15 protein-coding genes are annotated in these 19,088 nt (G+C 69.9%); 7 read left to right on the top strand and 8 right to left on the bottom strand.

Annotated features, from left to right (window positions below; translation table 11 throughout):
- Positions 1–110: 110 nt before the first annotated feature.
- Positions 111–3,164 carry an excinuclease ABC subunit UvrA gene (gene uvrA, locus ACSURM_RS27590; protein WP_436958493.1) on the bottom strand — a complete coding sequence of 1,018 codons (3,054 nt, stop codon included), beginning with the start codon at positions 3,162–3,164 and terminating at the stop codon, positions 111–113.
- Positions 3,165–3,388: 224 nt separating this feature from the next.
- Between uvrA and ACSURM_RS27585 the strand changes: the two genes are divergently transcribed.
- On the top strand, positions 3,389–4,075 hold the full coding sequence (locus tag ACSURM_RS27585; protein ID WP_436958492.1) for a maleylpyruvate isomerase family mycothiol-dependent enzyme: 687 nt from the start codon (positions 3,389–3,391) through the stop codon (positions 4,073–4,075).
- A 361-nt stretch (positions 4,076–4,436) separates the two neighbouring features.
- On the opposite strand, the gene ACSURM_RS27580 is transcribed toward ACSURM_RS27585, so the two are convergent.
- Positions 4,437–5,672, bottom strand: coding sequence for an IS701 family transposase (locus ACSURM_RS27580; RefSeq protein WP_436953732.1), 1,236 nt, complete (start codon positions 5,670–5,672; stop codon positions 4,437–4,439).
- A 137-nt stretch (positions 5,673–5,809) separates the two neighbouring features.
- On the opposite strand from ACSURM_RS27580, the gene ACSURM_RS27575 reads away from it, so the two are divergent.
- The 4 genes from ACSURM_RS27575 (at position 5,810) to ACSURM_RS27560 (ending at position 9,545) form a co-directional block, all read left to right on the top strand.
- Positions 5,810–6,466 (top strand): MBL fold metallo-hydrolase, encoded by a 657-nt coding sequence (locus tag ACSURM_RS27575; protein WP_436958491.1) that lies wholly within the window; start codon positions 5,810–5,812, stop codon positions 6,464–6,466.
- 475 nt (positions 6,467–6,941) lie between these two features.
- Positions 6,942–7,826 (top strand): ABC transporter substrate-binding protein, encoded by an 885-nt coding sequence (locus ACSURM_RS27570; RefSeq protein ID WP_436958489.1) that lies wholly within the window; start codon positions 6,942–6,944, stop codon positions 7,824–7,826.
- Positions 7,823–8,749, top strand: a complete 927-nt coding sequence (locus ACSURM_RS27565; RefSeq protein ID WP_436958488.1) for an amino acid ABC transporter permease — start codon at positions 7,823–7,825, stop codon at positions 8,747–8,749. Before ACSURM_RS27570 ends, ACSURM_RS27565 begins: the two co-directional genes overlap by 4 nt.
- 67 nt (positions 8,750–8,816) lie before the next feature.
- Positions 8,817–9,545, top strand: a complete 729-nt coding sequence (locus ACSURM_RS27560) for an amino acid ABC transporter ATP-binding protein (RefSeq protein ID WP_436961196.1) — start codon at positions 8,817–8,819, stop codon at positions 9,543–9,545.
- 14 nt (positions 9,546–9,559) lie between these two features.
- Here the strand turns inward: ACSURM_RS27560 and aroQ are convergent, their stop codons facing one another.
- Entirely contained in the window at positions 9,560–10,033 is a 474-nt protein-coding gene (gene aroQ / locus ACSURM_RS27555; RefSeq protein ID WP_436958486.1) for a type II 3-dehydroquinate dehydratase, read from the bottom strand.
- A gap of 184 nt (positions 10,034–10,217) precedes the next feature.
- Here aroQ and ACSURM_RS27550 point away from each other — a divergent pair, with 184 nt between their 5' ends.
- Positions 10,218–11,528, top strand: a complete 1,311-nt coding sequence (locus ACSURM_RS27550; protein ID WP_436958485.1) for an MFS transporter — start codon at positions 10,218–10,220, stop codon at positions 11,526–11,528.
- Positions 11,529–11,556: 28 nt separating this feature from the next.
- Here the strand turns inward: ACSURM_RS27550 and ACSURM_RS27545 are convergent, their stop codons facing one another.
- From ACSURM_RS27545 to ACSURM_RS27525, 5 genes are all read right to left on the bottom strand, one after another.
- On the bottom strand, positions 11,557–12,657 hold the full coding sequence (locus ACSURM_RS27545; RefSeq protein ID WP_436958483.1) for a calcium:proton antiporter: 1,101 nt from the start codon (positions 12,655–12,657) through the stop codon (positions 11,557–11,559).
- Between the two features lie 178 nt (positions 12,658–12,835).
- Positions 12,836–13,825 carry a TerC family protein gene (locus ACSURM_RS27540; RefSeq protein WP_436958481.1) on the bottom strand — a complete coding sequence of 330 codons (990 nt, stop codon included), beginning with the start codon at positions 13,823–13,825 and terminating at the stop codon, positions 12,836–12,838.
- 287 nt (positions 13,826–14,112) lie between these two features.
- On the bottom strand, positions 14,113–14,688 hold the full coding sequence (locus ACSURM_RS27535; RefSeq protein ID WP_436958479.1) for a TerD family protein: 576 nt from the start codon (positions 14,686–14,688) through the stop codon (positions 14,113–14,115).
- 173 nt (positions 14,689–14,861) lie between these two features.
- Entirely contained in the window at positions 14,862–17,000 is a 2,139-nt protein-coding gene (gene uvrB / locus ACSURM_RS27530; protein WP_436958477.1) for an excinuclease ABC subunit UvrB, read from the bottom strand.
- A 40-nt stretch (positions 17,001–17,040) separates the two neighbouring features.
- Positions 17,041–17,919, bottom strand: a complete 879-nt coding sequence (locus tag ACSURM_RS27525) for an MHYT domain-containing protein (RefSeq protein ID WP_436958475.1) — start codon at positions 17,917–17,919, stop codon at positions 17,041–17,043.
- A 276-nt stretch (positions 17,920–18,195) separates the two neighbouring features.
- Here ACSURM_RS27525 and ACSURM_RS27520 point away from each other — a divergent pair, with 276 nt between their 5' ends.
- The gene (locus tag ACSURM_RS27520; protein WP_436958473.1) at positions 18,196–19,068 is read left to right on the top strand and encodes a glycerophosphodiester phosphodiesterase; all 873 of its coding nucleotides are present in this window, start codon (positions 18,196–18,198) and stop codon (positions 19,066–19,068) included.
- Positions 19,069–19,088 lie beyond the last annotated feature (20 nt).

Here is a 19,088-nt window from a genome sequence, read left to right as displayed (position 1 = left end):
GCCTGCTGATGGTGGAACGAGCGGCGCCCCACGGGAAGTTCCCGTGGGGCGCCGATTTCTTGATGAGACGTCAGACCGGCTGGACGAAGCCGTCCGCCAGGCCTGTCGTCTCAGGAACTGCGGGTCCGCGTGGTCTTCTTCGCGGACGTCGCCTTCTTCGTGGCCGTGGCGGCCTTCTTGGCCGCGGTGCTGTTGGCCTTGGACTTGGCGGCGGTGCTGTTGGCCTTGGCCGTCACCGTCTTCTTCGCCGGTGCCTTGGCCGCGGCCGTCTTCCGGGTCGTGCCGCCGCGCTCTGACTTGACCTGCTGGGCGTCGCTGACGCGGTCGGCGCCGAGGATCTCCCGCAGGAACTTGCCCGTGTGGCTGGCCGGGACCCCGGCGACCTCCTCCGGCGTGCCCTCGGCGACGACCAGGCCGCCTCCGGCGCCGCCCTCGGGGCCCATGTCCACGATCCAGTCGGCGGTCTTGATCACGTCGAGGTTGTGCTCGATGACGATGACCGTGTTGCCCTTGTCGACCAGTCCGCCGAGGACCTTGAGCAGCTTGCTGATGTCCTCGAAGTGCAGACCGGTGGTCGGCTCGTCCAGGACGTAGACCGTGCGTCCGGTGGATCGCTTCTGCAGTTCGCTGGCGAGCTTGACGCGCTGCGCCTCACCACCGGAGAGGGTGGTGGCGGACTGGCCGAGGCGGACGTAGCCGAGACCGACGTCGTTCAGCGTCTTCAGGTGGCGGGAGATCGCCGGGACCGCCTCGAAGAAGTGCATGGCCTCCTCGATCGGCATGTTCAGGACCTCGGCGATGGACTTGCCCTTGTAGTGGACCTCCAGGGTCTCCCGGTTGTACCGGGCGCCGTGGCAGACCTCGCACGGGACGTAGACGTCCGGGAGGAAGTTCATCTCGATCTTGATCGTGCCGTCGCCCGCGCAGTTCTCGCAGCGGCCGCCCTTGACGTTGAAGGAGAAGCGGCCGGGCAGGTAGCCACGGACCTTCGCCTCGGTGGTCTCGGCGAACAGCTTGCGGATGTGGTCGAAGACACCGGTGTACGTCGCCGGGTTGGACCGCGGGGTCCGGCCGATCGGCGACTGGTCGACGTGCACCACCTTGTCCACCAGGTCGTCGCCGTCGACGCGGGTGTGCCGTCCGGGGACGGTCCGGGCGCCGTTCAGCTCGCGGGCCAGGTGGGTGTACAGGATGTCGTTGACCAGGGTCGACTTGCCGGAGCCGGAGACACCGGTGACGGCCGTGAACACGCCCAGCGGGAAGGACACGTCGATGTCCCGGAGGTTGTTCTCGCGGGCGCCGTGCACGGTGAGCTGCCGGGACGGGTCGAGCGGGCGGCGTACGTCCGGGAGCGGGATCGCCTTGCGGCCCGAGAGGTACGCGCCGGTCTGCGACTCGGTGTTGTCCAGCAGTTCCTTCACGGAGCCGCTGTGCACGACCTTGCCGCCGTGCTCGCCGGCGCCGGGGCCGATGTCCACGATCCAGTCGGCGACCTTGATCGTGTCCTCGTCGTGCTCCACGACGATGAGCGTGTTGCCCATGTCGCGCAGCCGGACCAGGGTCTCGATCAGCCGGTGGTTGTCCCGCTGGTGCAGGCCGATGGACGGCTCGTCCAGGACGTACAGGACGCCGACGAGACCGGAGCCGATCTGGGTGGCCAGGCGGATGCGCTGGGCCTCGCCACCGGAGAGGGTGCCGGCCGCGCGGTTGAGCGAGAGGTAGTCCAGGCCGACGTCGACCAGGAAGCGCAGCCGCTCGTTGACCTCCTTCAGGACCCGCTCGGCGATCTTCTTGTCACGGGCGCTCAGCTTCAGCTCGCCCAGGAAGTCCGCGCAGTCGCTGATCGACATCGCGGAGACCTCGGCGATCGACTTCCCCATGATCGTGACCGCGAGGACGATGGGCTTCAGGCGCGTGCCCTCGCAGGAGGGGCAGGGCACCTCGCGCATGTACCCCTCGAAGCGCTCGCGGCTGGCGTCGCTCTCGGCCTCGCTGTGCCGGCGCTTGACGAAGGGCACCGCCCCCTCGAAGGGGGTGGTGTAGACCCGCTCGCGGCCGTACCGGTTGCGGTAGCGCACCTCGATCTGGGTCTTGTGGCCGTGGAGCAGGGCCTTCTTGGCGCGCTGCGGCAGGCCCGCGAAGGGGATGTCCGTGCGGAAACCGAGGGCGTCCGCGAGGGCGCCGATCAGACGGCCGAAGTAGTCCTTGGTGTGTCCGTGCGACCAGGGGTGGATGGCGCCCTCGTCCAGGGACTTGTCCTCGTCCGGGACGATCAGCTCCGGGTCGACCTCCATGCGCGTGCCGATGCCGGTGCACTCGGGGCAGGCGCCGAAGGGCGAGTTGAAGGAGAAGGAGCGGGGCTCCAGCTCTTCGAAGGACAGGTCGTCGTACGGGCAGTAGAGGTGCTCCGAGAACATGCGCTCGCGCTCGGGGTCGTCCTCGGGGAGATCCACGAAGTCGAGCACGACCATGCCGCCGGACAGGCCGAGGGCCGTCTCCACGGAGTCGGTCAGGCGCCGCTTGGCGGAGTCCTTCACCGTGAGGCGGTCCACGACCACCTCGATGGTGTGCTTCTCCTGCTTCTTCAGGGCCGGCGGGTCGGACAACTGGATGGTCTGGCCGTCCACGCGCGCGCGGGAGTAGCCCTTGGTCTGGAGGTCGGCGAAGAGGTCGACGAACTCGCCCTTGCGCTCGCGCACCAACGGGGAGAGCACCTGGAAGCGGCTCCCCTCGGGCAGCTCCAGGACCCTGTCCACGATGGCCTGCGGCGACTGGCGCGAGATCGGGCGGTCGCACTCGGGGCAGTGCGGCTTGCCGATGCGCGCGAAGAGCAGACGCAGGTAGTCGTAGACCTCGGTGATCGTGCCGACCGTCGAGCGGGGGTTGCGCGAGGTCGACTTCTGGTCGATGGAGACCGCGGGGGAAAGCCCCTCGATGAAGTCGACGTCGGGCTTGTCCATCTGGCCGAGGAACTGCCGCGCGTACGAGGAGAGCGACTCCACGTAACGGCGCTGGCCCTCCGCGAAGATCGTGTCGAAGGCCAGGGAGGACTTGCCCGACCCGGACAGGCCCGTGAAGACGATGAGCGAGTCACGAGGCAGGTCGAGCGAGACATTCTTCAGATTGTGCTCGCGCGCGCCACGGACGATGAGACGGTCGGCCACGCCGGTCCGCACCTTTCTTGGGAGAAGTGACAGGGGCGGGGCCCCCGTGCTTCTTCACACTAGGGGGAGCCACTGACAACGTCGGGCGGATTGCCCGGTTGCATAACAATCCCCGGCCCTCCAGCATGCCCGATGCCGCCCTCGACGATATAGCACGTGCATTCGATTTGCGGGCGGGGTTCGTCACCTTCACCCGAAGGAGTGGCCGGGCTAGGGTCGGCGCCATGATGGATCACGCTCATGACCTGGCCTGTGTACGCGAGGCGACCGACCGGCTACTCACCGCGGTCGCCGCACTGGACAACGCCGCGGTCGCCGGGCCGTCACGGCTCCCGGGCTGGAGCCGCGGGCACGTCCTGACCCACCTCGCCCGGAACGCGGACGCGCTCGTGAACGTCCTCGAGGGCCGTCCCATGTACGCGAGCACCGAGGCGCGGGACGCCGACATCGAGAAGGGCGCGCCGCGTCCTGTGGAGGTTCAGGTCGCCGACGTCCGGGACAGCGCGGCCCGCTTCCAGGCGGCCGGGGACGCGCCCGCGGACTGGACGCGCACGGTGGAGCTGCGCAACGGGGTCACCGACTCCGCGTCGCGGGTCCCGTTCCGCCGGTGGGGGGAGGTGGCGCTGCACCACGTGGACCTCGGGATCGGGTACGAGCTGGAGGACCTGCCGGCCGAGTTCGTGGAGCGGGAGACCGGCTTCCTCGCGGAGCGGTTCTCCGGGCACTCCGGTGTCCCGGCGACCCGCCTCACGGACGGCACGCGCGCGTGGAGCACCGGGCGCGTGGCCGACGTACCCGGGATCACGGTCACCGGCCGGCCGGCGGACCTGCTGGGCTGGCTCGCCGGGCGCCGCGACGGCACGGCGCTGGAGGTGACCGGCGGGGAACTGCCGAAGCTGCCCCCGCTCTAGGTCCTGTCGTCAAACTCCCGCCGTCCGCCCGAAGGGCGGGCCGCGCGGCGTCAGGTGCGTGCTCTGGGGGTCCCCCCGGCCGGAGGCTGGGGGAGTGCCGGGCCCTGACCCTCGTACTGGGCGTACTTGGGTCTGGGCCCGGTGCGGCGAGTGGGGGCACCCCCTGCTCGAAGAGCTTGGGGGAGCGTGCATGGCGTCGCGAGGCAGGCGGGAGTTTGACGACAGGGCCTAGTAGTGCTTCGTTAGGTTCTGGGCTGTCTGCGGCTTCTCCGAGGGCTGGGCAGGGGTCGTCCGCAGGTGGCGCAGGTACCGGTCCAGCACCTCAGCAGGTCCTGAAGAGCGTCGAGGACCTGGTAGAGGGTCAGGCCGGTATGCGGGCTTTTGGGTCGTGCCGCCTGAGGGTGAGGAAGGCTTGTGCGGCGGTGACGAGGGTGACGTGATGGTGCCAGCCGCGCCAGGTGCGGCCCTCGAAATGGTCCAGTCCGAGGCCGTGCTTGAGCTCGCGGTAATCGTGCTCGATCCGCCAGCGCATCTTGGCCCACCGCACCAGGTCAGCGACTGGTGTGGTGGCGGGCAGGTTCGATATCCAGTAGTCCGTCGGGGTGTCCTGGCCGTCCGGCCATTCGATGAGGAGTGTCTGGACGGGCAGGACGCCGTCCCACTGGTTGCGGCCGCCGCCGGCCTCCTGAGCTGCGGCCAGGGACTGCTTGCCCGCGGGCCGCACGGTCAGCACCGCGAACCGTGAGGTCATCGCGCCTTTGCTGCCCTGCCTCCAGGTCACCTCGGTGAACTGCTTGGCACCCGCCTGCGCGGCGAGGACGCAGACGGCTCGCGGTGGGGTGCGGTAGCGGGGAAGGGTGGGTGGTCCGAGCCCGCCATAAGCAGGCTGGTGCGGCTCGGCATCCTCCAAGTGAGCGACTTCCTTCCCGTTCAGGGCCAGGACATAGGACAGCCCTCGCGCCTGGAGGCCGAGCCGGAACGGGGTACTGACGCCGTAGCCGGCGTCGGCGACCACGACCGGCGCCTTCAACTGCCACTGGGCGAGCGTGTCCAAAAGGCCGAGCGCCAGACGCCACTTCTCCCGGTGCACCACGTCGTCGGGGACTCCTGCCCTGCGGCACCGGTCCGGCTCGTCCGTCCACTCACGCGGCAGATACAACTGCCACTGCAGCGGGCATGAGGCGGTGTCGGTGGCGGCATGGACACTGACCGCGACCTGGCAGTTCGCCCGTTTGCCGACCGCTCCGCAGTACTGGCGGGCCACACCCACCGACGCGGTGCCGCACTTGGGGAACGACACGTCGTCGATCACCCACACCTCAGGGCGGATGGCCTCGCACAACCGCTCGGCGATCCGCCGCCTCACCGGTAAGGGATCCCACGGCGACTGGTTCACGAACTGCTGCAGGGCCTGCATGTTCCCGTCCGGCAGACGCTCGGCCATCGGCTGGATGGACTTGCGCCGGCCATCGAGCATCAAGCCTCGCAGATAGCACTCGCCCCACCGCCGCTGATCCCGCCGCGGAAACGACCCGAACACATCGGCAACGAACTCCGCCAACTCGCCCCGGAGCCGTTCCACTTCCCCCAACCTCACTCCAGGAAGCTGCCCACCATCAGCCGTGATCACTCAACGTAACGAAGCACTACTAGGGGACCTCGCGCGGATCACGGCCGTCCCCCGACCCGTCCGGGCGGCCGTGCGCCGGGCCCCTCCCGCTATAGGCTGCCGATATGACGTACTCCGGAGAGGTCAAGGTCGGCGGACCGGCGGATGTGCACGAGCTGAAAGACCTGATGATCACCAAGATCGCGGTCGGCCCGATGGACAACAACGCCTACCTGCTGCGCTGCCGGGCCACCGACGAGCAGCTCCTGATCGATGCCGCCAACGAGGCGCGGACGCTCCTCGGCATGATCGGTGACGACGGCATCGCGTCCGTCGTCACCACGCACCGGCACGGTGATCACTGGCAGGCGCTCGCCGAGGTGGTCGCGGCCACGGGCGCGCGTACGTACGCCGGCCGCGAGGACGCCGCCGGCATCCCCGTGCCCACGGACGTCCTGGTCGACGACGGCGACGTGATCAGGGTGGGCCGGGTGGAGCTGACCGCGCGCCATCTGGTCGGTCACACGCCCGGTTCGATCGCGCTGGTCTACGACGACCCGCACGGCCACCCGCACGTCTTCACCGGCGACTGCCTCTTCCCCGGCGGTGTCGGCAACACGAACAAGGACCCGAAGGCCTTCGCCAGCCTGATCCACGACGTGGAGACGAAGATCTTCGACGTGCTGCCGGACGAGACATGGGTCTACCCGGGGCACGGCGACGACACGACGCTGGGCGCGGAGCGGCCGCATCTGCCGGAGTGGCACGCGCGCGGGTGGTGAGCGGGGAACGGGCCCTTCACGGCGGCCCACGCGGCTCCGTCCGCAGACCCGCACGCGCCCGTGCCGGGCTCGCGATGCCGACAACAGCCGCGCTCGGGCGCGTTCGGCCGTCCACGTGGCCGCGCGGGCACGCCGCACGCGCGCCGGGCGCGCACCGCATACGCGCACATGCTCCGGGCGCACACCGCCCGGGCACGCGCCCCGTGTGATTCCTTCGCCCGTACGAAGCCCCCGTGCGCACTCGCGGAGAACGGCGCTCCGCAGTCAACTGGTAGCAGCCCGCACAGGACACCCGTTCCTGAAGCGGTAGGGCCGCCGGTCTCCAACCCACCGCCCTCGGCCGGCGGCCCAGGCTTTCCCCGCGGGCGCGCGGGGCACGCGGCCACGTTCACACAGCCGCAACACCCGTTCCCACTATGCGGACAACTACCGCTGTGACCTGGACAGATGCCGCGTTCGCTGTCACTCTCCCGCCATGCATCCTGCCCCTCGCACCCTGCGCCGCGCGGTCGCCGCCGCCACCGTAGCCCTGCTCGCCACCGCTGTCGGCTGTGCGCCGCAGCCCGAGGAGAAGGCGTCCGCCACCTCGTCCGGGCCGGCCGCGAAGAGCTGCGCCCAGGGCAAGCTCGCCACGAAGACGTCCGGGAAGCTGACGATCGCGACGGACGAACCGGCGTACGAGCCCTGGTTCAAGGACGACAAGCCCGCCAACGGCCAGGGCTTCGAGTCGGCGGTCGCCTATGCCGTGGCGAAGCGGCTCGGCTACGACAAGAGCGCGGTCGTCTGGCAGAGCGTGCCGTTCAACAAGGCGTTCGCGCCGGGGGTGAAGAGCTTCGACTTCGACATCAACCAGGTTTCGATCAGCGACGAGCGCAAAAAGGCCGTCGACTTCTCCTCCGGCTACTACGACGTGCGCCAGGCCGTCATCGCGCTCAAGGGCGGCAAGGCGGCCGGGGCGACGAGCATCGCGGACCTGCGCGAGCTCAAGTTGGGCGCCCAGGTGGGCACCACGAGCCTCGACTACATCAGCGACCTGGTGAAGCCGGCCCGGCAGGCGGCCGTCTTCGGCAAGAACGACCAAGCCAAGTCCGCGCTGAAGAACGGTCAGGTCGACGCCGTCGTCACCGATCTGCCGACCGCCTTCTACATCACCGCTGCCGAGGTGACGGACGCGAAGATCGTCGGCCAGTTCGAGAACCAGGGCGGCGCGCCCGAGCAGTTCGGGCTCGTGCTGGACAAGGGCAGCGCGCTGACCTCGTGCGTGACCGCCGCCGTCGACGCCCTGCGCGAGGACGGCACGCTGGCCGGCATCGAGAAGCAGTGGCTCTCCGACGCCGTCGACGCCCCGGTGCTCAAGTGACGGTCGTCAAGGGCGAGCCGGCCCCGGAAGGGGCGGACGCCACCGGTGACACGCCCCGCGGCGGCCCCGGCGGCGACGGCTACGTGCCCTCCGAACGGCGGCTGGCCCGCGAACGCCACCGTCGCGCGCGTGCCCGTCGCGCCACGGCGATCGCGGCCCTGTCGACCCTCGTCACCGCGGCGCTGCTCTACCTGGTCGTCGTCAACGCCCCCGGCTGGCCGCGCACCAAGGAGACCTTCTTCAGCGCGCACTACGCGCGCGAGGCGTTCCCGAAGGTCCTCGAAGGGCTGTGGCTGAACCTCCGGCTGCTGCTGGCCTGCGGGGCCGCCGTCCTGGTCCTCGGCATGCTGATCGCGATCGCGCGGACCCTGCGCGGCCCGGTCTTCTTCCCGCTGCGGGTGCTGGCGGCGGCGTACACCGACTTCTTCCGCGGCCTGCCGCTGATCATCAACCTGATGATCGTCGTCCTGGGCGTACCGGCGCTGCGGCTGCAAGGGGTGACGGTCGATCCGGTACTCCTCGGCGGCACGGCGCTGACGCTGACCTACTCGGCCTATGTGGCGGAGGTGTTCCGGGCCGGCATCGAGTCCGTCCACCCCTCGCAGCGCGCGGCGGCCCGTTCGCTGGGCCTGACCAGCCGGCAGGCCCTGCGCCACGTCGTGCTGCCGCAGGCGGTGCGCCGTCAGGTGCCACCGCTGCTGAACGACCTGGTGTCGCTGCAGAAGGACACCGGTCTGGTCTCCATCGGCGGTGCGGTGGACGCCGTGCGCGCGGCCGACATCATCGTGGGCCGCAGCCTCAACTACACGCCGTACATCGTCGCGGGGCTGGTCTTCGTGGCGCTGACCATCCCGATGACCCGGTTCACCGACTGGGTGACGGCCCGGACGGACCGTCAGCGGGCGCAGGGAGGGTCCCTGTGAGCACCCGGGGAGGATCACTGTGAGCACGCTGGAGAACGCGCCCGAGGACCACGGGCCCGTTCTGCGCATGGAGTCGGTCCGCAAGACCTTCGGCGGCTCGGTCGTCCTGCGGGACGTGCACCTGGAGGTCGCCCCGCACACGGTGACCGCGCTGATCGGCGCCTCCGGTTCGGGCAAGTCCACGCTGCTGCGCTGCGCCAACCTCCTGGAGGAGATCGACGACGGCGCGATCTGGCTGGACGGCGAGGAGATCACCGATCCGCGGGTGGACCAGGACGCGGTACGGCGCCGGATCGGCGTCGTCTTCCAGGCGTACAACCTGTTCCCGCACATGAGCGTGCTCGACAACATCACGCTCGCGCCGCGCCGGGTGCACGGGGTGGCCCGCGCGGAGGCCGAGGAGCGGGCCAGGGAGCTGCTGGAGCGGCTCGGCCTGGCCGGGAAGGCGGATGCCTACCCCGACCGGCTCAGCGGCGGCCAGCAGCAGCGCGTGGCGATCGTACGGGCCCTCGCGGTGCGGCCCCGGCTGCTGCTGCTGGACGAGATCACGGCCGCGCTCGACCCGGAACTGGTGGGCGAGGTACTGGAGATGGTCCGCGGCCTGAAGGAGGAGGGGATGACCATGGTGCTGGCGACGCACGAGATGGGGTTCGCGCGGGACGTCGCCGACCAGGTGTGCTTCCTGGACGCCGGGGTCGTGCTGGAGCGCGGCAGCGCCGAGCAGGTCTTCGGCGAGCCGCGGCATGAGCGCACCCGGCGCTTCCTGCGCCGGATCGTGGAGGCGGGCCGGCTGTAGTCCCGCGCGCGGGGCTACGCGTCCGCCCGCGCCGCGCCGAGCAGCGCCGCGACCCGCTCCACACCGAACACGTAGCCCTGCACCCCGCAGCCGGCGATCACGCCGTCGGCGCGCTGGGAGACGTACGAGTGGTGCCGGAACGGCTCGCGCTGGTGGATGTTGGAGATGTGCACCTCCAGCACGGGCATGCCGTCGCAGGTGTTGAGCGCGTCCAGGATGGCGACCGACGTGTGCGAGTACGCGCCGGGGTTGATGACGATCCCGCAGTGCCCGAGCCGCGCCTCGTGGATCCAGTCGACGAGCTGCCCCTCGTGGTTGGACTGCCGCAGGTCCACCGTGCCGCCGTGGGCGGCCGCCGCCTTGGCGCACAGCGCCTCCACGTCGGCCAGTGTGTCCTTGCCGTAGATCTCGGGCTGGCGCTGGCCCAGCAGATTCAGGTTGGGCCCGTTGAGGATCATGATCGGTGCGTTGGCCAGGCTGCGGGGCACGGTTCCTCCGGTCCGTCGGTGGGCGGCGCGTCCGCGACCGCCGCTCGTCACGGACCGGTCTATCACGCCGTCCCGGGCGGACAGCCGGCCCTGTACGCCCGTCTTCCACGGCGCGCACCACCGGTCCCGTGATCACCTCCGCACGCCCCCGTAACCCCTGATCACGACGGGTAGTTGACCCATCATGCACGATGTACAGACCGTGAACAGGCCGTCCATGCCGCGGCTCGCCGCCGCCTCGCTCGCCGGGACGGCGATCGAGTTCTACGACTTCTTCGTCTACGGCACCGCGGCGGCCCTGGTGCTCGGACCGCTGTTCTTCCCGACCTTCTCGCCCGTGGCGGGCACGCTGGCGGCGTTCGGGACGTTCGGGGTGGGGTTCATCGCCAGACCGCTGGGCTCGGTGCTGTTCGGGCATCTCGGGGACCGGCGCGGTCGGCGGCCGGTGCTCGTCGCCTCACTGCTGCTCACCGGCGCCGCCACGGTCGCGGTCGGCTGTGTGCCGTCCTATGACTCCATCGGCATCGCCGCGCCGCTCCTGCTGCTCGTCCTGCGCTTCCTGCAGGGTCTCGGGCTCGGCGGGGAGTGGGGCGGCGCGGTGCTGCTGACCGCCGAGCACGCCCCCGCCGGACGGCGCGCCCTGTGGTCGAGCTTTCCGCAGATGGGCCCGGCGCTCGGCTTCGGGCTGGCCAACGGGGTGGTGCTCGCCCTGTCGACGGCGCTGTCCGACGCGGAGTTCGCGCGCTGGGGCTGGCGCGTGCCGTTCTGGGCGGCCGGAGCGCTGGCACTGGCCGGTCTGTGGCTGCGTTCGTCCCTCGCGGAGAGTCCCAGCTTCCTGGAGATCGACGACCACGCGCGCGTGCCGTTCTTCGAGGTCGTACGGCGTCACGGGCGGCTGGTGCTGCTCACGGCCGGGGCACTCGCGGTGGGCTACGCGGTGTTCTACGCGGTGACGACCTGGTCGCTGGCGTATGCGACGGAGCGGCTCGGGGTGAGCCGTACGGTCATGCTGACGTGTGTCATGGGCGCGGTGCTGGTGCAGGGCGCGCTCGTGCCGGTCGTGGCGCTGTTCGCCGACCGGTTCGGGCGCCGGACGATGTGTGTGGCGGGCTGCGTGGCGTGCGCCCTGTGGATGTTCCCGATGGTCGCGCTGCTGGCGACCGGGGAACCGCTGCTGATGTTCCTGAGCATCCTGGGCGCCCTGCTCACCTTCGTCACCGCGTTCGCGGTGGTCGCCGCCTATCTGCCGGAGCTGTACGAACCGCGGCTGCGCTGCACGGGCGCCGCCGTGGGCTACAACCTGGGCGGGGTCCTCGGCGGCGCCCTCACCCCGATCGTGGCCACGGCGCTCGCGGAGCGGGGCGGGCGGGTGCCGTGGGGCGTGGGCGCGTATCTGACGGGGATCGCGCTGATCAGCCTGGTGTGCTTCACGCTGCTGCCGGAGACGCGTCCGGTGCCCGTGGCGGCGGTGGAGCCGAAGCCGGTCACGGGCTGACCGGACGCGCTCGCGCGCGGGCCGTCGGCTAGGGATTGACCGCCAGCTCCAGGTAGGCCGCGAACAGCACCAGATGGACGCCGCCTTGGAGCGGTGTGGCCCGGCCGGGTACCACGGTCAGGGAGCTGACCACCACGGTCAGCGCGAGCATCAGCATGTGGGTCGGGCCCAGGCCCAGGACGAGCGGCCCGGACAGCCAGACGGAGGCGAGGGCCACGGCGGGGATGGTCAGACCGATGCTGGCCATGGCGGAGCCGAGCGCCAGGTTGAGGCTGGTCTGCACCCGGTCCCGGCGGGCGGCGCGCAGTGCGGCGATCGTCTCGGGCAGCAGGACGAGCAGGGCGATGATCACGCCGACCACCGCGTGCGGCAGGCCGGCCGCCGCCACCCCCGACTCGATCGTGGGCGACACCCCCTTGGCCAGGCCGACCACGCCCACCAGGGCCAGCCCGAGCAGGCCCAGGCTGATCCAGGCCGTGCGCGCCGAGGGGGGTGATGCGTGGTCATCGCCGCTGATCACCTTGCCCTGCCGGGTGACGGGCAGGAAGTAGTCACGGTGCCGCACGGTCTGGGTGGTCACGAACAGTCCGTAGAGGATCAGCGAGGACAGCGCGGCGAAGGTCAGCTGGACGGTGGAGAACTCGGGTCCGGGCTTGCTGGTGGTGAAGGTCGGCAGCACCAGGCTGAGCGTGGCCAGCGTCGCCACGGTCGCCAGCGCGGCGCCGGTGCCCTCGGGGTTGAAGAGCGCCGTGCCGTGCCGCAGGGAGGCGACGAGGAGGCTGATCCCGACGATGCCGTTGCAGGCGATCATCACGGCGGCGAAGACGGTGTCCCTGGCCAGCGTGGAACTCTTGTCACCGCCGTCGGCCATGAGGGTGACGATCAGAGCGACCTCGATGATCGTGACGGCGACGGCGAGCACCAGGGAACCGAAGGGCTCGCCGACCCGGTGCGCGACCACCTCGGCGTGGTGCACCGCCGCCAGGACGGAACCGGCCAGGACAAGGGTCACCAGGGCGACCAGGGCGCCGGGCAGGTCCCGGCCCCAGGTGAGGGCCAGCAGGACGACGGCGAGCACCGGCACGAGCGTCGTCCATCGACGGGTGAGCGACCGTAGCCGAGTGATCATGCGGCGATGGTCGCAGAGGTGTACAGGGTTCGCATTCTGTTCTTTTCGGATACCTCTCATCCTTTCCGGTGCGGGGTCCGGTGCCGGTGGAACCGGAAGCCCCTTATGGCGAGACCTCGCCCAGCAGGCTGGGCGAGGTCTCGGACTTCCACGACGGTGCCGGCGGACGGCGGCGCCGTCACACGTCGACGCGCTCCTTCGGGGCGTCTTCGCCCTCGGCGGGCGCCGCCTGCTTCCTGGTGGCGAGCAGGCTGGTGACCGTGGTGACGGCGAGGACCGCGCAGATCACGCCGAGCGAGACGGGGATGCTGATCTCGGGGACGTGGACACCCGACTCGTGCAGGGCGTGCAGTACGAGCTTGACGCCGATGAAGCCGAGGATGACCGACAGCCCGTACGACAGGTGGACCAGCTTCTTCAGCAGTCCACCGATGAGGAAGTACAGCTGGCGCAGGCCCATCAGGGCGAAGGCGTTGGCGGTGAAGACGATGTACGGGTCCTGGGTCAGGCCGAAGATCGCGGGTATGGAGTCCAGGGCGAACAGCACGTCGGTGGTGCCGATGGCGAGCATCACGACCAGCATCGGGGTCATGACGCGCTTGCCGTTCTCCTGGATCCACAGCTTGGTGCCGTGGTACCGGTCGGCCACGCCGAACTTGCGCTCGACGGCCTTCAGGAGCTTGTTCTCCTCGTACTCGTCGTCCTGCTCCTCCGCGCGGGCCTCCTGGATGAGCTTCCAGGCGGTCCAGATGAGGAAGGCGCCGAAGAGGTAGAACACCCAGGCGAAGCTGGCGAGGATCGCGGCCCCGGCGGCGATGAAGACGGCCCGCAGGACCAGGGCTATCAGGACGCCGACGAGCAGGACCCGCTGCTGGTACTGGGTGGGCACCGCGAACTTCGCCATGATGAGGACGAAGACGAAGAGGTTGTCGACGCTCAGGGACTTCTCGGTGATGAAGCCCGCGAAGAACTCGCCGGCCGGCTGTCCGCCGCCGAAGACGAGGAGGCCGAGGCCGAAGAGGCCGGCCAGGGTGATCCAGACGACCGTCCAGACACCCGCTTCCTTGATCGAGACCTCATGCGGCTTGCGGCCGATGAAGAAGTCGACCGCGATCAGAGCGGCGAGACCCACGATGGTGAGGACCCACAGGCCCATGGAGACTTCCACTGCACCTCCGGCATTGCGTGACGGCAAACACATCAGCGTTGTCGCTGCCGGAGGTCTCTTCCGCCCGGTGCGGGCCGACGCCCCGGGACCGGAACCGGTCCGTATTGACGGGTGCGCCGCAGTAAGGAGTACTCCCCTCCGTACGGAAGACAGTACCCCAAGCACCAAGGAAAGGTAAAGAGTTTAGTAAAGTAAATACCAAGTCGGCAGGTCAGAGGCTCTTTACCAATGCTTGGTGCGGGTTCCGCTTCTCTCACGGTGCCGCGCCCCGCGGCGGGCTCCCGCGCTCAGAGGTGCCGGCGGATCGCCGGCATGAGGTCCTGGAACGTACGACCGTCGGCCGGGGCGCCGAGGGCGGTCATCGTCCAGCCGGAGCCCGCCCGGTGCACCTTGGCCATGATCTGGGCGGTGTAGTCGCCCCCTCCGGCCAGGGTGTAGCGGGCGAGTTCCTGGCCGCTGGTCTCGTCCACGAGCCGGCAGAACGCGTTCTGCACCTCCTGGAACGTCTGGCCGGTGAAGGAGTTCACCGTGAAGACGATCTGGTCGATGTGGGCCGGGACGCGCTGCAGGTCCACCAGGATCACCTCGTCGTCGCCCTGGCCGGCGCCGCCGACGAGGTTGTCACCGGTGTGGCGCACCGAACCGTCGTCGCTCACCAGGTGGCGGAAGAAGACGACGTCCTGCGGTTCCTGGCCCGCGAAGAGGACCGCCGAGGCGTCCAGGTCCACCTCGCGGGTGCGGGTGCCGAACAGGCCGCGCCGCTTGGCCGCCTGCCAGCCGAGCCCCATGCGGACCGCGGTCAGGGTGGCCCCGTCGTTCTTCTCCAGGCTGATGGCCTGGCCCTTGGACAAGTTGACGGACACGGCTGAATCCCCTCTCGACAGTCCCTGCTGCCGCGCCGGGCCGTCGCGCGGCGCGGTTGTCAAGAACCCTACGCAGGGCGACCGCCGGTACCGGCCCCGGCCCGCGCTTTGTGTCGGTGTTGCAACACTTGGCACACAAATGCCGAGGTCGGCGGGGCCGGGCCGGGTGGTGGTCAGGCGAGGCCGGCCTCGCGCATCTGACGCAGCTCCTTCTTCATCTCGGAGACCTCGTCGCGCAGCCGGGCCGCGATCTCGAACTGAAGCTCCGCGGCGGCGGCGCGCATCCGCTCGGTCATCTCCTCGATCTGCTCGGCCAGCTCGGCCGCCGGACGGTCCGTGGGCACCGCCTTGCCCTTGGCGGCCTTGCCTGCCTTCGCGCCCTTGGCCGCCTTGTCGCCGAGCGACGGAACGGGCGCCTTCGCCCCCTTGCCGTCCTTCGTCTTGCGGTACCCGGAGCCGAGGAGCTGTTCGGTGTCGACCTCCTCGCGGGCGATCTGCGCGACGATGTCGTTGATCTTCTTGCGCAGCGGCTGTGGATCGATGCCGTTGGCCTTGTTGTAGGCGATCTGCTTCTCCCGGCGGCGGTTGGTCTCCTCGATGGCCCTCTCCATCGCCGGGGTGATCTTGTCGGCGTACATGTGGACCTCGCCGGAGACGTTGCGCGCCGCGCGGCCGATGGTCTGGATCAGCGAGGTGCCGGAGCGCAGGAAGCCCTCCTTGTCGGCGTCCAGGATCGCCACCAGCGACACCTCGGGCAGGTCCAGGCCCTCACGGAGGAGGTTGATGCCGACCAGGACGTCGTACTCACCGGCGCGCAGCTCGCGCAGCAGCTCGACGCGGCGCAGGGTGTCGACGTCGCTGTGCAGATAACGCACCTGGATGCCGAGTTCCAGGAAGTAGTCCGTGAGGTCCTCGGCCATCTTCTTGGTCAGCGTGGTGACGAGGACGCGCTCGTCCTTCTCGGTGCGCTTGCGGATCTCGTGCACCAGGTCGTCGATCTGGCCCTCGGTGGGCTTGACGACGACCTGCGGGTCGACCAGGCCGGTCGGGCGGATGATCTGCTCCACGACGCCGTCCGAGCGGGACAGCTCGTAGGCACCCGGGGTGGCCGACAGATAGACGGTCTGCCCGATGCGCTCCTGGAACTCCTCCCACTTCAGGGGGCGGTTGTCCAGGGCGGAGGGCAGGCGAAAGCCGTGGTCGACCAGGGTGCGCTTGCGGGAGGCGTCGCCCTCGTACATCGCGCCGATCTGCGGGACGGTGACGTGCGACTCGTCGATGACGAGCAGGAAGTCGTCCGGGAAGTAGTCCAGCAGGGTGTTGGGCGGGGAGCCGGGGGAACGGCCGTCGAAGTGCATCGAGTAGTTCTCCACGCCGGAGCAGCTGCCGATCTGGCGGAGCATCTCGATGTCGTACGTGGTGCGCATCCGCAGCCGCTGGGCCTCCAGCAGCTTGCCCTGCTTCTCCAGCTCGGCCAGACGCTCCCCCAGTTCCTTCTCGATGTCGTTGACGGCCCGCTCCAAGCGCTCGGGGCCGGCGACGTAGTGGGAGGCGGGGAAGACGTAGAGCTGCTGGTCGTCGCTGATGATCTCGCCGGTGAGCGGGTGGAGCGTGGACAGCGCCTCGATCTCGTCGCCGAACATCTCGATGCGGACGGCCAGCTCCTCGTAGACCGGGAAGATCTCGATGGTGTCGCCGCGGACGCGGAAGGTGCCACGGGTGAACGCCAGGTCGTTGCGCGTGTACTGGATGTCCACGAAGCGGCGCAGCAGCTCGTCCCGGTCGACCTCGTCGCCGACCCTGAGGGGGACCATGCGGTCCACGTACTCCTGCGGCGTACCCAGGCCGTAGATGCAGGACACCGAGGCGACCACGACGACGTCGCGGCGGGTGAGCAGCGAGTTGGTGGCGGAATGGCGCAGGCGCTCGACCTCCTCGTTGATCGAGGAGTCCTTCTCGATGTAGGTGTCCGACTGGGGGACGTACGCCTCGGGCTGGTAGTAGTCGTAGTACGACACGAAGTACTCGACCGCGTTGTTCGGGAGCAGCTCGCGGAACTCGTTGGCCAGCTGGGCGGCCAGTGTCTTGTTCGGCGCCATCACCAGGGTGGGGCGCTGGAGCTTCTCGATCATCCACGCCGTGGTGGCGGACTTGCCGGTGCCGGTCGCGCCCAGGAGGACGACGTCCTTCTCACCGGCCTGGACGCGCCGGGCCAGGTCGGCGATGGCCGCCGGCTGGTCGCCGTTGGGCTGGTAGGGGCTGACGACCTCGAAGGGCGCCACCGTGCGTTCGATGTGGGAAACGGGCCGCATGTCATCCACCGTACGACCCCGCACTGACAACCGGTCCCGATCAGCGGTTCTGCGGGGTCCGGGGGCGGTGCTGCGCGGCTCGGCGGACCGGCGCGTGCTCCTGGTGGACGGCGGGGCCATGGACCGCGTGGGAGGCGACGGCGGCGGCCGGGACGCCCGGTTTGTGCTCGACGGGCATCCAGTCGGGCCGGCCCACGACCATCAGCGGATCGAAGACCACGACAACACCGGCGATGAGCAGGAAGGCGAGCGGACCGATCAGCATGAGCGCGAGCGAGGACCCCGCGGACCCGTCATCGACGGGGTGGGGGACGGCGTCGAGGTGGACGCCGAGAGCCGCCATCCCGGTGTAGTGCATGCCGCTGACCGCCAGCCCCATGACGAGGCTGGCGCCCACGCTCCACGCGAAACCCCGCACCTGTCCGGCGGCCCACAGGGCGGCGGTGGCGGCCACGACCGCTATGACGACGGAGGCCGCGACGGTGTAGGTGTTGTAGGTGAACTGCCCGTGGAAGCGGACGCCCGCCATGCCGAGGTAGTGCATGGAGGCGACGCCGAGGCCGGTGATCGTGCCGCCGGTGAACAGCGGGGCGCCGGTGGCGCCCCGGTAGCCGACGATGAAGATGCCGATGCCGACCATGACGATGGCGAGCCCGAGGCTCGCGTAGGTGAGCGTCGCGTCGTAGTGGATCGGCGCCTCCTCGATGGTGAAGCCCATCATGGCGACGAAGTGCATGGTCCATATGCCGGAGCCGATCGCCGCGGAGCCGAGGGCCAGCCAGGCGGGGCGCCGGGAGTGTGTGACCAGCAGCGACCGTGTGGTGCAGCGCAGGCCGAGGGCGCCGCCGAGGCAGGCCATCAGATAGGCCACCACCGGGGTGACGGCCCCGTAGCTGAATCCGTCGACCGTGCCTTGCATCCGCGGCTGCCCTTCCGCCTTCTCGCGTCCCTCAATACCTGAATGTGCCCCCGTCCCAGGACGGCGCGGGCGGTCAGGGGTGTCGCAGAGAGTATGACTCCCACCGGAATGGTCGAACGACTTTCCGGCAAAGAAACACGCACTTGCCGCAGATGTGCGTCACCGGTGAGCGGACTCGGGACGCCCCCTTCGGTATATGGCCATCCTGCGCCGGGTGCCGTTGACGCCTTGCTGTCAATCTGGTGCTGTCGGTATCCCTCGACGGGAGGAGTACGCATGTACGCGCGCGCAGTCGCCGGGACGGTCATCGCGGCCCTGGGAGCGGCGGCGGTCCTGCTGGGCACCGGTTCCGCCGCCCGGGCGGACGACGGGGCCGTGCCCACCGTGATCGCCCACCGGGGCGCCTCCGCCTACGCCCCGGAGAACACCCTGGCCGCCATCGACAAGGCCGCCGAGCTGGGCTTCTCCTGGGTGGAGAACGACGTCCAGCGCACCAAGGACGGTCAGCTGGTGATCCTCCACGACGACAACCTGGCACGCACCACGAACGTCGAGGAGGTCTTCCCCGAACGGGCCCCGTGGAAGGTGCGGGACTTCACCGCCGCGGAGATCGCCCGGCTGGACGCGGGCAGCTGGTTCTCCTCCACGTACGCGGGCGCGCGCGTGCCGACGCTGAAGCAGTACATGCGCCGGGTCGAGCACAACCACGAGAAACTGCTCCTGGAGATCAAGAACCCGGAGCTGTACCCGGGCATCGAGAAGCAGACGCTCAAGCTGCTGCGCAACGAGGGCTGGCTGGACGGACGGCACCGGAACCGGCTGATCGTCCAGAGCTTCAGCGCCGACAGCGTACGGACCGTCCACAGACTGAGGCCCGCGCTCACCACCGCGTACCTGGGCACGCCCGCCGTGACGGAGCTGAAGGACTTCGCACGCTTCACGGATATGGTCAACCCCCAGAACGGGTCTCTCACCGCGGAGTACGTCTCGGCGGTGCACGACCTCCGCGGTCCGCACGGCCGGCCGCTCAAAGTGTTCACCTGGACGGTGGACACCGCGGCCGGCGCCCGCCGGGTCGCCGGCTACGGAGTCGACGGGATCATCACCAACAAGCCGGACGTGGTGCGGGACGCCCTGAGTTCGAGCTGACCGGGCGGGCGTTGTCAGTG

The organism is Streptomyces sp. SudanB182_2057 (assembly GCF_964272715.1).
Classification (GTDB): domain Bacteria; phylum Actinomycetota; class Actinomycetes; order Streptomycetales; family Streptomycetaceae; genus Streptomyces; species Streptomyces rubradiris.
Note: the sequence above shows the minus strand (reverse complement) of the source record. Positions and strands in the feature narration are given on the sequence as shown.